This window comes from Selenomonas ruminantium subsp. ruminantium ATCC 12561 (assembly GCF_000424065.1).
Taxonomy (GTDB): domain Bacteria; phylum Bacillota; class Negativicutes; order Selenomonadales; family Selenomonadaceae; genus Selenomonas_A; species Selenomonas_A ruminantium.
In genome coordinates this window covers 21,462-37,772 of sequence record NZ_AUJE01000017.1, presented here as the reverse complement: position 1 = coordinate 37,772, position 16,311 = coordinate 21,462, and the positions used below count along the sequence as shown (strand labels likewise).

Annotated in this window: 12 protein-coding genes and 1 riboswitch; all 12 genes read left to right on the top strand. The window is 49.9% G+C overall.

From position 1 onward, the window contains the following. Positions 1 to 83, top strand: a riboswitch (ZMP/ZTP riboswitch). A gap of 81 nt (positions 84 to 164) precedes the next feature. The 12 genes from G598_RS0107905 (at position 165) to G598_RS0107845 (ending at position 16,178) form a co-directional block, all read left to right on the top strand. After that, entirely contained in the window at positions 165 to 1,379 is a 1,215-nt protein-coding gene (locus G598_RS0107905; RefSeq protein ID WP_026766512.1) for an L-lactate MFS transporter, read from the top strand. A gap of 187 nt (positions 1,380 to 1,566) precedes the next feature. After that, positions 1,567 to 3,021, top strand: coding sequence for an aminotransferase class I/II-fold pyridoxal phosphate-dependent enzyme (locus G598_RS0107900; RefSeq protein ID WP_026766511.1), 1,455 nt, complete (start codon positions 1,567 to 1,569; stop codon positions 3,019 to 3,021). Between the two features lie 48 nt (positions 3,022 to 3,069). Continuing rightward, positions 3,070 to 3,927: a polyamine aminopropyltransferase gene (gene speE / locus G598_RS0107895; protein ID WP_026766510.1), complete on the top strand. Its 858-nt coding sequence runs from the start codon at positions 3,070 to 3,072 to the stop codon at positions 3,925 to 3,927. Further along, positions 3,924 to 5,183 (top strand): saccharopine dehydrogenase family protein, encoded by a 1,260-nt coding sequence (locus tag G598_RS0107890; protein WP_026766509.1) that lies wholly within the window; start codon positions 3,924 to 3,926, stop codon positions 5,181 to 5,183. Before speE ends, G598_RS0107890 begins: the two co-directional genes overlap by 4 nt. Before the next feature lie 9 nt (positions 5,184 to 5,192). Then, on the top strand, positions 5,193 to 6,362 hold the full coding sequence (gene nspC, locus G598_RS0107885) for a carboxynorspermidine decarboxylase (protein ID WP_026766508.1): 1,170 nt from the start codon (positions 5,193 to 5,195) through the stop codon (positions 6,360 to 6,362). Continuing rightward, positions 6,359 to 7,489 carry an agmatine deiminase gene (aguA, locus tag G598_RS0107880; RefSeq protein WP_026766507.1) on the top strand — a complete coding sequence of 377 codons (1,131 nt, stop codon included), beginning with the start codon at positions 6,359 to 6,361 and terminating at the stop codon, positions 7,487 to 7,489. The genes nspC and aguA overlap by 4 nt, the downstream gene beginning before the upstream one ends. Beyond that, positions 7,489 to 8,364 carry an N-carbamoylputrescine amidase gene (gene aguB, locus G598_RS0107875; RefSeq protein WP_026766506.1) on the top strand — a complete coding sequence of 292 codons (876 nt, stop codon included), beginning with the start codon at positions 7,489 to 7,491 and terminating at the stop codon, positions 8,362 to 8,364. Before aguA ends, aguB begins: the two co-directional genes overlap by 1 nt. Before the next feature lie 426 nt (positions 8,365 to 8,790). After that, entirely contained in the window at positions 8,791 to 10,404 is a 1,614-nt protein-coding gene (locus G598_RS0107865; protein WP_026766505.1) for a type I restriction-modification system subunit M, read from the top strand. Between the two features lie 30 nt (positions 10,405 to 10,434). Further along, positions 10,435 to 10,701 (top strand): hypothetical protein, encoded by a 267-nt coding sequence (locus G598_RS0107860; protein ID WP_157833299.1) that lies wholly within the window; start codon positions 10,435 to 10,437, stop codon positions 10,699 to 10,701. A 169-nt stretch (positions 10,702 to 10,870) separates the two neighbouring features. After that, the gene (locus G598_RS18975; RefSeq protein ID WP_169534976.1) at positions 10,871 to 12,091 is read left to right on the top strand and encodes a restriction endonuclease subunit S; all 1,221 of its coding nucleotides are present in this window, start codon (positions 10,871 to 10,873) and stop codon (positions 12,089 to 12,091) included. Positions 12,092 to 12,111: 20 nt separating this feature from the next. Next, positions 12,112 to 13,125: a PDDEXK nuclease domain-containing protein gene (locus G598_RS0107850; RefSeq protein ID WP_026766502.1), complete on the top strand. Its 1,014-nt coding sequence runs from the start codon at positions 12,112 to 12,114 to the stop codon at positions 13,123 to 13,125. 20 nt (positions 13,126 to 13,145) lie between these two features. Continuing rightward, on the top strand, positions 13,146 to 16,178 hold the full coding sequence (locus tag G598_RS0107845; RefSeq protein WP_026766501.1) for a type I restriction endonuclease subunit R, EcoR124 family: 3,033 nt from the start codon (positions 13,146 to 13,148) through the stop codon (positions 16,176 to 16,178). Positions 16,179 to 16,311: the final 133 nt, after the last annotated feature.

Sequence of the window (16,311 nt, the reverse complement as noted above, 5' to 3'; positions counted from 1 at the left end):
CAGGCCATGCAGGGCTGACGGATAAGTGGAAATGACCACATGCACTGTATGGTTAAGATAAGCCGACCGTCTGGGCAGAGATTTTTGTCCAGGCGGTTTTTGTTTTGCCCGCCGGGAAAAATCTCTTTTCGCTTGCTGTTTATACAGCAGAAAGGATGGTTTTCATGCGGAATCGTTGGCTGATTGCTCTGGCTGCAGTGGGAATCCATATTTCCATCGGCAGCGTCTATGCCTGGAGTGTTTTGACCCGTCCGATTATGGCGGAGATGGGCTTTACCCTGTCGGAGACGACCTGGACGTTTTCTTTGGCTATTCTGTTTTTGGGCATGTCCGCAGGGTTCTTGGGGCGGTTTGTGGAAAAACATGGCCCGAAGAAAAGCGGACTTCTGTCCATGGCCTTCTTCGGCACAGGAATGTTCGGTACGGCGCTGGCTTTTTATCTGCACAGCCTGCCGCTGCTCTATCTCTTTTATGGTGTGATTGGCGGTATTGGTTTGGGCGTGGGCTACATTACGCCGGTATCAACATTGGTCAAGTATTTTCCCAATCATCGCGGCTTTGCCACGGGGCTGGCCATTATGGGCTTTGGCTTTGCGGCCTTGCTTGCCGGGCCGGTGATGCAGTATCTGACGGCGCAGTTTGGTCTGGTGGAAAATTTCCTGATTTTGGGCACGGTCTATATGGTGCTGATTGGCGCGTCGGCCATGTATCTGCAGCCGCCGGTACTGCCGGAGGGCAGTTCCGTAGTCAAGAAACTGCAGCATGGTGCTACGGCGGCCGAAGCCATCAAGACCTGGCAGTTTGGTGCTCTCTGGTGGATATTCTTTGTCAACATCACCTGCGGCATTGGCCTTTTGGCGGTGGCTTCGCCGATGGCGCAGCAGGTCACGGGCATGGATGCGGCGCAGGCAGCTTCGATGGTGGGCATTATCGGCCTCTTAAATGGCGGCGGGCGCATCCTTTGGTCAACCCTTTCGGACTATCTGGGGCGCGGGCTTACCTATATGGTGTTCTTTGCCTTGGAAACAGCTGCGTTCTGGCTGCTGGCAGGCACGCGTGATGCCATGTTGTTCCAGATGCTGGTGTTTCTGATTATCAGCTGTTACGGCGGTGGCTTTTCCTGCATGCCGGCCTATCTTTCCGATATCTTTGGCACGAAGGAACTCAGCGCCATCCACGGCCGCGTGCTCACAGCCTGGGGCATAGCCGGTGTCGTGGGGCCCACCATTGTAGCCTGGTTTTGGGAACACACCCATAGTTATGCAGATACCTTGTACTTCTTTGGCGCCTGCTTTGTGCTGAATCTTTTGATTGCCACGGTGCTGAAATTCCATGGCAACACGGCGGCAGTACCGGTGCAGACGCCGCAGGTTCATTAAAAAATCTAGTTGGCCATCAACTTCTGATTAACATATCAACCGTTTGGAACAAGAATTTTGTCCAGACGGTTTTTTATTTGGTAAAAACATAAAATAATTTTACTTGCTTAATCTTTTAAGAAACTGTAAAATTTTAGAAGTAACGACATTAGTGATAATTGTCGGAATCTTTATCTGGGAGGGGAAAATGGATAGAATCAGTCAACATACGGCCCCTGTATACGAAGCCATGTTAGAATTGCGCAAGCGGCGCGTTGTGCCCTTTGATGTGCCCGGGCATAAGCGGGGGCGGGGCAACCCGGAACTCGTGGATTTTCTAGGCGAAAAATGCGTGGGCGTCGATGTCAATTCCATGAAGATGCTGGATAATTTAAGTCATCCGGTTTCGGTAATCAAGGAAGCGGAGGAACTGACCGCCGATGCCTTTGGCGCGCAGAAAGCGTTTTTTATGGTGCATGGCACCACTTCGGCGGTGCAGGCGATGGTGCTCGCGACGGTGCGGGCGGGGGAAGAAATCCTGCTGCCGCGCAATGTACATAAAAGCGTCATCAATGCGTTGGTGCTCTGCGGCGGCATACCGGTTTATGTGCCGGTACGGGTCAATCATCAGATTGGCATTGCCACGGGCATGGCGCTGTCGGATGTGGAGAGGGCCATCCGCGAGCATCCCCAGGCCAAGGCCATCTTTGTCAACAATCCCACTTATTATGGCATCGCATCCGACCTAAAGGGCATTGTGGATATTGCCCATAAGGCCGGCATGAAAGTGCTCGTGGACGAGGCGCATGGCACGCATTTGTACTTTGGTGATAATCTGCCGATTTCGGGCATGGCTGCCGGAGCGGATTTGGCGGCTGTTTCCATGCATAAATCCGGCGGCAGTCTGACGCAGAGTTCCATTATGCTCTGTGGTAAGGGTGTGGACGCTGAATATGTGCAGCAGATTATCAACTTGACGCAGACGACGAGTGCGTCCTATCTGCTGATTTCCAGTCTTGACCTGTCCCGCCGCAATCTGGCCCTGCATGGCCGCGAGTCCTTTGAGAAGGTCAGCTCCATGGCGGAGTATGCCCGCGCGGAAATCAATGAGATTGGCGGCTTTTATGCCTATGGGCGGGAACTTATCGATGGGGACAGCGTATTTGACTTTGATGTGACGAAACTTTCCGTTTTCACGCAGGGCATTGGCATGACGGGCATTGAGGTCTACGATATGCTGCGCGACGAGTACGATATTCAGATTGAATTCGGCGATATCGGCAATATTCTGGCCTATATTTCCATCGGCGACCGCATTCGCGATATCGAACGGCTCGTAGGTGCGCTCGAAGATATTGCCGACCGCGCCGGCAAGGACAAAAAGGAACTTTACTGCGGGGAGTTCATCGCCCCGGAGCTCGTGATGAGTCCGCGGGAGGCATTCTATGCACAGGGCGAGAAATTGCCCTTGGAGAAAACTGTAGGACGGGTGGCAGGGGAAATGCTTATGTGCTATCCGCCGGGAATTCCCATTCTGACACCGGGCGAGCGCATTACCCAGGAGATTCTCGACTATATCGAATACGCGCGGGAAAAGGGCTGTTCCCTGCAGGGAACGCAGGATTTGGAATGCCGGGAAATGCGCATTTTGACGGAAATTTGACCAGTCAACTTGACCGGTCAGATTGACGGGTCAAAAGGAGGCAGATACATGGAAATATGGTTTTCCCAGATGGATACGGAAAATGTCAAAACCTCTGTGCGGGTGGATAAACAGCTTTTTTCCAAGCAGAGTGAATATCAGCGCATTGATGTGTTTGAATCGCGGGAATTTGGCAGGATGATTGTGCTCGATGGCGAAATTATCTTTTCGGAGGCAGATGAATTCATCTACAACGAAATGGTGGTGCATGTGCCCATGGCCGTTCATCCAAGCGTAAAAAATGTGCTGATAATCGGCGGCGGCGATGGTGGTGTCGCTAAAGTCCTGACCCAGTACCCGGAGATTGAGTCCATCGATGTGGTGGAGCCGGATGAAATGTTCATCGAAGTATCGCGGGAGTTTTTCCCCGAAACGGCTAAGGGGTTTGATGATGCACGGGTGAAGATTACGAATATGGATGGTCTGCGCTTTTTGCGGCGCTGCCGGGATAAGTATGACCTCATCATCAACGATTCGACCGACCCCTTTGGCCATACGGAAGGACTCTTTACGCGCGAGTTCTATGGCAACTGTTATCGTGCCCTGCATGATGACGGCATTATGGTTTATCAGCATGGCAGCCCGTTTTATGATGAGGATGAGGCAGCATTCCGCGCCATGCACCGCAAGGCCTATCAGAGCTTTCCGGTGAGCCGCGTTTATCAGGCGGGAATTCCGACCTGTCCGGCAGGGCTTTGGATGTTCGGTTTTGCGTCCAAAAAGTACCATCCCTTGAAGGATTTTGACGCCAAGCGTTGGAACAAGCGCGGACTCAAGACCTGGTATTATACGACCCATCTGCATAAGGGCGCTTTTATGCTGCCCAAATATGTTGAGGATATTTTATCGGAGGAGGAACAGAAATGAGCAGATTAATGATTATTGGCTGCGGTGGTGTAGCCAGCGTAGCTATCCATAAGGTATGTCAGAATGATGAGGTATTCGACGAACTGATGATTGCCAGCCGCACGGTTTCCAAGTGCGATGCCTTGAAAGAAAAACTGCAGGGCCAGACGAAGACGAAAATCACCACAGCGCAGATTGATGCCGATGATGTGGAAGCACTGACCAAGCTGATTAAAGATTATAAGCCGGATGCTGTGCTCAATGTGGCTCTGCCTTATCAGGATCTGACCATTATGGATGCCTGCCTGGCTGCCGGCGTGGATTATATCGACACGGCAAACTACGAGCCGGAAGATACGGAAGACCCGGAATGGCGCAAGATTTACGAAAAGCGCTGCCAGGATTTGGGCTTCTCCGCGTACTTTGACTATTCCTGGCAGTGGGCCTATGAAGATAAGTTCAAGAATGCGGGCCTGACGGCACTTTTAGGCACAGGCTTTGACCCGGGCGTAACCTCGGTATTTGCCGCTTATGCCAAGAAACATTACTTTGACACCATCGACACCATTGATATCCTCGACTGCAACGGCGGCGACCATGGTTATCCCTTTGCCACGAACTTCAACCCCGAAATCAACCTGCGCGAGGTTTCTGCGCCCGGCTCCTATATGGAAAATGGCAAATGGATTGAGATTCCGGCCATGAGCATCAAGCGGGAGTATGACTTCGAGGGCGTGGGCAAGAAGGATATGTATTTGCTGCACCATGAGGAAATCGAGGCTCTCGGCCGCAATATGCCCGAAGTCAAGCGCATCCGCTTCTTTATGACTTTTGGCCAGAGCTATCTGGACCATATGCGCTGCCTCGAAAACGTGGGCATGCTCTCCACGACGCCGATTAACTACAACGGGCAGGAAATCGTGCCGATTCAGTTCCTTAAAGCCCTGCTGCCCGACCCGGCCTCCCTCGGCCCGCGCACGAAGGGCAAGACGAATATCGGCTGCATCTTTACGGGCAAGAAGGACGGCAAGGAACGTTCCATCTATATCTACAATGTCTGCGACCATCAGGAATGCTTCAAGGAAGTCGGCTCGCAGGCCATCTCCTATACCACCGGCGTTCCCGCTATGATTGGTGCTATGCTTGTCGCCACGGGCCAGTGGAAAAAGCCCGGCGTGTTCACCACGGACGAGTTCGACCCGGACCCGTATATGGAAGCCCTCAATAAATGGGGCCTGCCCTGGAAGGTCGAAGAAAATCCGGTGCTGGTGGACTAAGAAATGCGCATGAAAATCGACAAAGTGCCCACGCCCGCCTATGTGGTGGATGAGCAGGCCTTAGAGAATAACCTGCGGACTTTGCAGCAGGTCAAAGAGGCGGCAGGCTGCAAAATCCTGCTGGCGCAGAAATGCTTTTCAATGTTTGCCGAGTATCCCTTGATTGGCAAGTACCTTGACGGCGCTACCGCCAGCGGCCTTTATGAGGCGCGCTTGGGCCATGAGGAAATGACGGGGGAGAACCATGTGTTTTCTCCTGCCTACCGTCCTGAGGAAATCGAAGAGATTGCCGCTATCTGCGACCATGTAATCTTCAATTCCTTTTCCCAGTTGCGCCGCTTTGGCGCCAAGGTTAAGGAAATTCAGCAGGCGCGGGGCATAGCGCATGGCATTGGCCTGCGCATCAATCCCGAATGCTCGACGCAGGAACATGCCATCTACGACCCCTGTGCACCCGGTTCGCGCTTGGGCGTTACGGCAGAGGATTTTGCCCAGGCGGTAGAAGCTGAACCGCAGCTTTGGAATTTGCTTGACGGTTTGCACTTCCATACCCTTTGCGAACAGAACAGTGATGCTTTGGCCAAGACTTTGCAGGCCGTAGAGCAGAAATTTGGCTGCTGGCTGGAAAAGGATAATATTCATTGGCTCAATATGGGCGGCGGCCATCATATCACGCGGGCGGATTATGACCGTCAGCTATTGATTGACCTGGTTAAGGGCGTCAAAGAAAAATATACGGTGGAAGTCTATCTTGAACCCGGCGAAGCCGTGGCGCTCAATGCGGGTTATCTCGTTACGGAGGTGCTGGATACAGTCAAAAATCATGGCGTAAATATCCTGCTCCTTGACGCGTCAGCCGCCTGCCATATGCCCGATGTGTTGGAAATGCCCTATCGGCCGCCCCTCAAGGATTCCGGCGAGGCAGGGGAGAAGGCATATACCTACAAGCTTTCCTCCTGTACTTGTCTGGCGGGGGATATTATTGGCGATTATTCCTTTGACCGGGAAATCCTGCCGGGAGACAGGCTCTATTTTGAGGATATGGCCATCTATTCCATGGTCAAGAACAATACCTTCAATGGCATGGCTTTGCCTGCCATTTGGAAGATGGCTGCTAATGGAGATTGCACTTTGGTTAAAAAATTTGGTTATCAGGACTTTAAGGAACGATTGTCATGAGGATAAAGGATAGTACACCCAAAGCCGATGGCTTTTATATGCCCGCTGAGTTTGCACCCCATGCAGGAACCTTCCTGATTTGGCCCACCCGGCCCGGCTCGTGGACGAATAATGGCGCGGATGTGCAGCCGGTGTTTGTGGAGCTGATTCGCGAGATTTCTGCCGTGGAAGAGCTTTATCTGCTCGTGGATGAATCGCACCGCGCGCAGGCAGAAGCAATGCTGGGGGGCCTGCCGCAGGAACATATCCATTATCTGGCCATTCCCACGGACGATGCCTGGGCTAGAGATATGGGGCCGACCTATGTCGTTGATGGCCAAGGCCGGCGCCGGGGCATTAACTGGCGCTTCAATGCCTGGGGCGGCAATTTTGACGGTCTTTACTCGGATTACGCGCAGGATGATGCGGCGGCGGAGAAGATGTGCACGGCCCTGCATGATGATATTTATGATGCCGGGGATTTCGTGCTCGAAGGCGGCTCCATCCATGTGGATGGTGAAGGAACGGTCGTTGTGACCGAAGCCTGCCTGCTGTCCAAAGGGCGTAACCCTGAATTATCAAAAGAGCAGATTGAAGCAAAGCTGCTGCAATATCTCGGCGCAGAAAAGGTCATTTGGCTGCCACGGGGCATTTATAATGATGAAACCAACGAGCATGTGGATAATGTCTTTGCCTTTGTAAAGCCCGGTGAAGTCCTGCTGGCGTGGACGGAGGATAAGATGGACCCGCAGTATGCGCTAAGTCAGGCAGATTTAGCCGTGCTGGAGGCGGCTACGGATGCCAAGGGGCGTAAGTTTATCATTCATAAACTGCCCATTCCTCAAAAGCCTGTCTGCATCACCGAGGACGAAGCAAACAGCTTTACCTTCGAGGACGGCGAGGACAGGCGGGAGCCGGGGGAACGGCTGGCGGCCAGCTATGTGAATTTCTATCTTTGCAACGGCAAGGTCATTCTGCCGCAGTTTGGTGATGAAATGGACAGGGAGGCACAGCGTATCTTAGGGGAATGTTTCCCGGAGCGCCAAGTTGTGCCCTTGCCTGCCAGAGCCGTAATCGTGGGTGGCGGTAACTTCCATTGCCTGACCCAGCAGATTCCTTCCATCACGCAGAGACACGAGGTGAGATAATGCGCAAAGTAACCGTTGCCGCCATTCAAATGCAAATGACGGCAGACGTAAGCGAGAATATAGACAAGGCCGAACAGCTGGTACGAAAAGCCGCGGAGCAGGGCGCACAGATAATCCTGCTGCCGGAGCTCTTTGAACGCCCTTATTTCTGCCAGCAGCGGCAGTATGATTTTTATGATTATGCCACATCCGTAGAGGAAAATCAGGCTGTGCAGCATTTCCGGCCCATTGCCAAAGAACTGGCCGTGGTTATGCCCATCAGTTTCTATGAAAAGGATGGCACGCGGCTCTTTAATAGCATTGCCATGCTTGATGCGGATGGTGAGGTTTTGGGCGTTTACCGCAAGACCCATATTCCCGATGACCATTACTATCAGGAAAAATTCTACTTCACGCCGGGCAATACGGGCTTCAAGGTTTGGGATACCCGCTATGGAAAAGTGGGCGTAGGCATCTGCTGGGACCAGTGGTTCCCCGAAGCTGCCCGCGCCATGGCCCTGCAGGGGGCAGAAATCCTGCTCTATCCCACAGCGATTGGCTCCGAGCCAATCCTCGAAACCGACAGCATGCCCCATTGGCGGCGCTGTATGCAGGGGCATGCGGGCAGCAACCTCGTGCCCGTAATGGCGGCTAACCGCATTGGCGTAGAGAAAGTGGAACCTTGCGTAGAAAACGGCGGCCAGTCCTCGTCGCTTAACTTCTATGGTTCTTCCTTTATCACGGATAATACCGGGGCGCTTATCGTAGAAGCAAGCCGCACGGACGAACAGGTTTTGACCGCTTCCTTTGACCTTGACCAATACGCCAAAGACCGCATGAGTTGGGGACTGTTCCGCGACCGGCGGCCAGAGATGTATGGGGATATCGTAAAGTAAAATTATCGAAGAAAATAATGCTGTTGTAACTTCGGCAGGCAAAGAGGGATTATTCTTAAGCGATTTACACGCGCAGCGTGTACTAACGCAGGAATAATCCCTTTTTGTCTGCTGTCATCGAGCGTGAGGTGTCATATTACGTTGAGGGAAAGAATGACGCTCAAGATGACGCCCAAGGTGACGCTCAAGATGTCGCTTAAAGATAAAAGTTCGGACAAGTTCGGAGAAAAATGGCGGTGATTGGCGGTGAAATGGCGGTAATATACAGGAGAGGATTATTGAAGCTGTATGTGAGCGTAACAAAAGGCGATAGCCATTCGTTGGGGAACGGAGGCTGTCGCTTTTTTGAAAACAAAGAATAAATCTAGTATAATAGATACCAATGGTACAAGATTCTGATTAATTAGGGCAAGGGATGATAGAGATATGGCATCACAGGAATTGAATCAGGCGTTATGGAACGCCGCTAATGTTATGCGCAGTACGATGAGCGCGGACGAATACAAGGATTATCTTCTCGGCATGATTTTCTACAAGTATCTGTCTGACCGTCAGCTTTATACGGTGGTTGACTTGTTGGAAGACCGTCAGCCGGAAAGTCTTGATGAAGCGCAGCTGTTGTATGAGGAAGCGCGTCAAGGCGAGGATTGGGATGACTTAAAGGCCGAGCTGGAGGCAAATTACAGTTTTGCGATTGAGCCGCAGTATACCTTTACGGCGCTGTACAATGAAATCAACAACAAGACTTTTATCACCGACCATCTGCGTCAGGCCATGCGGGATATTGAGCAGGGGGGCGAAGCTATCCGCGGGCAGAAGCTCTATGAAGACCTGTTCGAGGATTTTGATATTGATTCCAAAAGCCTTGGCACGACTCCGGCAAAGCGCAATGCGATGCTTTCGGATGTGATGAAGGAACTGGCGCATATTGACTTCACCCAGTATGGTGCGGATGCCCTGGGGGATGCTTACGAATATCTGATTGGCCAGTTTGCCGCCGGTTCCGGGAAAAAGGCGGGCGAGTTCTACACCCCGCAGGCGGTTTCGGAACTTATCACCCGTATCGTGACCAAAGGCAAAGAAGGGGAACCTGCTTTTTCCATCTATGACCCTTGCATGGGTTCGGGTTCCCTGCTTTTGCATGCCCGCAGCTATATCAATGAGGACTGCCGCAATGGCATTCAGTTCTTCGGGCAGGAAATCTCCCATACCACCTACAACTTGGCCCGCATGAATATGATTTTGCATAATGTGCCGTTCCAGTATCAGCATTTCCGCAATGGCGATACCTTGGGGGCTGACTGGCCTACGGAGGAGCCGACGAACTATGATGCTACTGTGATGAATCCTCCATACAGTCAGCATTGGAGCGCGGCGGCAGGGTTCTTGACGGACCCGCGCTTCCAGCGTTATGAAAAACTGGCGCCGAAGTCAAAGGCTGATTTTGCCTTCCTGCTTCATGGCTTCTATCACCTGAAAGAAAACGGCACAATGGGCATTATCCTGCCGCATGGGGTTCTGTTCCGCGGGGCTGCAGAGGGGACAATCCGTAAACACCTGCTGGAAGATGGCAATATCTACGCGGTTATCGGCCTGCCAGCGGGGATTTTCTTCAATACGGGCATTCCGACCTGCATTATCGTGCTGAAAAAAGACCATGTGAGCCGTGATGTGCTCTTTATTGACGCGTCAAAAGAGTTCCGCAAGGAAAAGGCGCAGAACTTTATGGATGCGGAGCATATCGACAAGATTATGGCGGCTTATGATGAGCGCAAGGATGTGGACAAGTTCGCCCATTTGGCCACCTTTGAAGAAATCAAGGAAAATGACTACAATCTCAATATTCCCCGCTATGTGGATACCAGTGAACCCGAACCGGAAGTTGACCTTAAAGCTGTCTGCGCCAATATCCAGTCGATTGACCTTGACATTAAGCAGGTAACGCATGAGCTGCTTGACATGTCAAATAATTTGACATGTCAGGATAAGGAAACGGAAGAAGTCCTGGCAGACTTCATTAAGGTATTGCAGGAGGGCTGAAATTTAGTGGCGTTTCGGGGCCTTGTGGCGATGTGTAACTTACTGTTGGGTGAGTTCAATGTGCTGAAAAATCGCTATTTGCATGTGGATTGGAAAGAAGATACAGCATATTGGGGCAAAAAAAGCCTATTCGCCAGATTAGAGACAGCCAAGGTCAATGTAAAGACCCAAAATAATATAATCACCTTGTATAAGGTTTTTGGCAAAGAAAAGATATTTGGACGTGGTGATGTGGTGAGTGTATTGTTAATCACGGCGCGTCCGGCAACAGACTTGATAAAGAAAATGCAGGCTTAAGGGTTGCTAGAAAGCGTACACGGCTTAGGAAAATATCGCTTTGTGGTCAAGGACGCTGACTGACGGAATTTTAGGTCAACGCGATTGACATTTGACTTTTGACAAGTCAAACAGGCGATTTTGACTGGTCAAGTCAAAGACGAATAATGATGAATGATGAGGGATGCGTATGCCTAAATTGCGATTTAAGGGATTTACGGATGATTGGGAACAGCGGAAGTTGGGAGAAGTATTTGAGCAGACAACAAATTATGTCAATCCTGCAGAGGATGAAGTGGAATTATGGAGCCTTACGGTTGAGGCAGGATTAACGCCAAAGACTGAAAGATACAACAGAGAGTTTCTCGTAAAGAAGGAAGATAATTTTAAGGAAGTTCGTCCTGGCGATATTGTTTATAATCCTATGAACATGACATTAGGGGCTGTTGGGTATAACGGAATGGCCAAAAGTGTCGCTGTTTCAGGATATTACACAACTATGATTGCGAAGGATGGCTATGATTCTTATTACATCAATACATGGTTAAAAAGTCCACAAGCCATATTACTGTACAAAAACTATGCAACTGGGACACTAATTGAGAAGCAACGTGTTCAATTTCCTACATTGTCAACTATTCCCGCTTCATTCCCTGAATTTGAGGAGCAGAAGCAGATTGGGGCGTATTTTGCTAATCTGGACAACCTTATCGCCCTTCATCAGCGTAAGTGTGATGAACTGAAAAAAGTAAAGAAGTATATGCTTCAAAAAATGTTTCCGAAAAAAGGAGAAAAAGTTCCAGAGATTCGCTTTGCTGGATTTACTGGCGATTGGGAACAGCGGAAGCTGGGTGATATTGCAACATCATTCGATTACGGACTTAACGCTGCTGCCAAGGAGTACGATGGAATCAACGCATATATTCGTATAACAGATATTGATGATGATTCGCATAATTTTATAAGTGAAGGCATAACTTCACCAGATACAGATTTATCAAAAGCTGATGACTATAAGGTAGCTGAAGGGGACATTTTGTTTGCTAGAACAGGTGCCAGTGTAGGCAAAAGCTATATTTATAAGCCGTCTGACGGGCTGATGTATTTTGCTGGATTTCTAATTAGAGCAAGGGTAAAACCTGAATATGATGCCCAGTTTGTATTTCAGAACACATTGACGGAGGCATATTCAAAGTATATAGCTGTCACATCACAGCGTTCAGGGCAACCTGGTGTTAATGCACAGGAATATGCGGAATATGGGATTATGTGCCCAACAAAAGAAGAACAGACCAAGATTGGTGAGCATTTTAACAATCTGGACAACCTTATCGACCTTCATCAGCGTAAGCATGAGACCTTAAAAGAAATCAAGAAATATATGTTGCAAAATATGTTTCCTGAGAAATAAAGTCGTTGGGGGTGATGGTTATGAATGAAGTTGAAAAGGTATCACAGGATATTTACGGCGAAATCAGACAAAGCATAATTCATGTACAGCATAAGGTACAACAGACAGTAAATGCTGGCATGGTGCAGATATATTGGGAAGTTGGTCAGCAGTTGGACAAGGCTTGTGATGGCAAGCAGGCAGAGTACGGAAAAGGAGTTCTGCAACAAGTTTCCGCTAAGCTGACGGCTGAATTTGGCAAAGGTTATTCTTATGCCAATTTGCGGAATATGCGGCAGTTTTATCGGTGCTTTCCAAATTGCTACGCACTGCGTAGCAATTTGAGTTGGACGCATTATCGTATGTTGATGCGGGTGGCGGATTCCAAGGCTAGGGAGTTTTATGCCGAAGAATGTGCTGCCGCAGGATGGAGCAGTCGGGAACTGGAGCGACAGATTACGACCTTTGCCTATCAGCGCACGGTTTCTCAGCAAAAGACAACCGAAAGACTACCACAGACAGCGACGGATAAGGGAATGGCACCTTATCGCGATTTTATTCGTGACCCTTATGTGTTGGAGTTTCTGGAACTGAAGCCTTCACCAGAGTTCTATGAGCGGGATATTGAACAGGGGATTATTGAGCATTTGCAACAGTTCCTACTGGAGCTGGGGCGTGGCTTTTCCTTTGTGGCCAGACAGAAGCGTATTTCGCTTGACGGCGATGATTTCTATATTGACCTTGTGTTCTATAACTACATTCTCAAATGCTTTGTTCTTATTGATTTGAAGCTGGGCAAGGTTAAACATCAGGATATTGGTCAGATGCAGATGTATGTGAATTATTACAAGGCCAATATGCGCAATGAAGGCGACAATGAGCCTATTGGGATTGTCCTTTGCGCGGAGAAGAATGAGGCCGTAGTGAAGTATACGATGGGGAGCGACAACAGCACCCATATTTATGCGTCAAAATATATGCCTTATATGCCCACGGAGGAAGAACTCAAAAAGGAACTGCGCTTGCAGGAGCTTCCTCTGGCGAAAGAAGAATAACATAGCAGGAGGAATTGAGCATGGCACAAAGCGAAGTGTCGATGGAATGGGCGCTGATTAAGCAGCTCACGGGAGATGTTTCCCAATGGACTTATCGTAAGGATATTGTAGACGAGGAATCCCTTTGGGCAAATTTCCGGGCGAAGCTGAATCAGAACAATCTTGCTGTGCTTGATGGTGAGCCTGTAACGGATGCCGAGTTTCATCAGATTCGGGAATATATGCTGGATGTAGCCAAGACTCCTTACAAGGCGGCTTTGTGGCTGGCGGGGGAGAATGGTGAAGCGGTTATCCCTTTGACGCGTGAAGATGCGGCCAAAGGCACAATCCACCTCATGGCGGTTAGCAATCGGGAAATCGCCGGGGGCAGGTCATCTTATGAGGTCATCAACCAGTTTGTTTCCGACAAGCAGGATGATGATGACCGTGAGCGCCGCTTTGATGTGACTTTGCTGATTAACGGCCTGCCCATGATTCATATTGAACTCAAGAACCAGGACCATCCCTATATGGATGCTTTCCGTCAGATAAAGAAATACAGTCTGGAAGGGAAGTTCCGTGGGCTTTTTGGCATGGTGCAGATGTTTGTCATCAGCAATGGCAGCAACACCCGCTATATTGCCGCCGATACCGGCTCAAACCTCAATGAGCGTTTTTTGACTTCGTGGGTTAACAAGAACAATGAGCCGGTGGAAAATTATCTGGAATTTGCCAAGGAAGTTTTGCGGATTCCAGAAGCGCATGAGATGGTGGGGCATTACAGTGTGGTGGATGCGGAGCGGCATAAGCTGATTTTGCTGCGGCCCTATCAGGTGCATGCCATTGAAGCCGTCAAGCAGTCCTCCCAGCGGCAGGAGTCGGGCTTTGTCTGGCATACGACGGGTTCCGGCAAGACTTTGACTTCTTACACGGTAGCCAAGAATCTCATTTTGATTCCGGGGATTGATAAGACCATTTTCCTCATTGACCGCAAAGACCTCGATCAGCAGACTTCGATTTCTTTCAAGGCTTATGCGGAAAATGACATCATTGATGTGGACGAAACCGATAATGTCCATGACCTGTTGCAAAAACTCAAGAACAAAGACCGCGTGGTGATTGTTACCACCATTCAAAAGATGCAGATTATCATGAAGCGCTACAATAGCGAAGCAAAGAAGGATTCCGCTACGGCCAAGCGCCTGCATGGCATGTGCATTGCTTTTGTGGTGGATGAGTGCCACCGCACGGTTACGCCGGAAACCCAGCGGGAGTTGCAGAAGTTCTTTAGTAATTCCCTGTGGTATGGTTTTACCGGTACGCCGATTTTTGACGAGAACAAGCGCCAGCGCAAAGGGGATTTGGCCCGCACCACGGAAGCGCTGTATGGCCCCTGTCTGCACAATTACACCATCAAGGAGGCCTTGCATAATAATGCCGTTCTGGGGTTCCAGATTGATTACAAGGATTCTGTGTCCCATGACCAGCTGCTGGAACTTGGCGAGAAATTGCAGGTGGCCAATGCTGATGAACTGGCCAATATGGAGCCGGACAAGCTGGAGGAAAAGGTTTTCGCCGCTTATTACAAGAATGTAGGCACGGATATTTACGACAATGACAACCATCGCCGTGGTGTAGTGAAGTACATCATCAACAAGGCGGCGGGCAAGTTTCGTCTGAATGCCCCGCAAGGGGAGGCTTATGAGGCGATTCTTACTGTGCCTTCCATTGAGATTGCTCAACGGTACTATCAACTGTTCAAGGAATTCATTGCGGGCGGGAATGTGTCGCCCTCCATTCGGGAGAAGTGTGTGGACTTCCCCAAGATTGCCATTACCTATACGGTGACGGAAAACGACGAAGATTCGCTAGCCAATCAGCAGACGATGAAGGAATCTTTGGCCGATTACAACGAAATGTTTGGCACGAAATTCGCGCTGGACAGTTTGCAGGCCTACAACACCAATCTCAATGACCGTTTGGCTCGGAAGAAGGGGCGTTATAAACAGCGGAAAGAACAGTTGGATATTGTCATTGTGGTTGACCGTCTGCTGACCGGTTTTGATGCGCCACCCTGCGCAATTCTCTTTGTAGACCGCCCGCCGATGGCCCCGCAGAATATCATTCAGGCATTCAGCCGCACCAACCGCATTTTTGACAAGAGCAAGCGTTATGGCATGGTGGTGATTTTTCAGCGGTCGGCGCAGTACCAGACTGCTGTGGATGGTGCTTTGCTCCTGTATAGCAACGGCGGCACAAAGGAAGTCAGTGCTCCGACCTTTGCGGAAATCGAAAAGGAGTTTCAGGAAGCATTGGCAGAACTTAAAAGCATTGCTGCAACGCCGGAGGCTGTGGAAACAATTATGGGTGACCGCAGCGCCATGCAGAAATTTGCCAAGGCCTTTCAGAAAGTTGACCGCCTCAGCGGTGAGATTCAGGTTTATCAGGAATGGGAGGACAAGGAGTTCGGCGATTACGGCATTGTGAAGGAGTGTCTGACGGAGTACGGCGGCAAGTATCATAATGTCATTGAAGAACTGAAAACGCCGACGAGTGATGAGGAGCCTGTGGTGGTGGATATCGGCTATGAGATTGAGAATATCCGCAGCGTGACCATTGACTACCGTTATATCGTGTCGTTGATTCAGAACTATATGCCCAGGGAAGATGAGCTTATCGTGGAGCCTATCGAAGATACTGCCATTGACAGCCATATCGATAAACTCCGTGAAACGAATCCGGCGCTGGCGGATGTCATTGGCGGCTTCTGGGAAGATATGAAGAAAGACCCGCTGAAATATAAGGGCCTTGATGCCATGACGGTGATTGAAACCCGTATCGAGGAAATTATCGCGCAGCAGATTAACAGCTTCACGAAAGAATGGTGTGCACAGAAAAAAGATGTGCTGGCCATATTGAATACCTTTAGAAAGGGCGATAAAATATCCCTCGTTACAGACTACGAAGCCTATAAGCAAAACCACGAGGGCGTCAGCAAGTTAAAATACAATCGCAATGCCAAAGACGCTGTTATCGAGCTGATTGAAAAAATCCGGCCATTGCGGGAGAAGTGAGGAGCTTTTGTAAATATATATTGTGATTTGAGTAGTGCCCTTCGCCCTTGGCGAGGGCGTTTTTATTGACAAGATATAAAGTAAAAGTGCATTAGGAAAAGATTATATGAAATTGTGAGTGTAGAATGGAGAA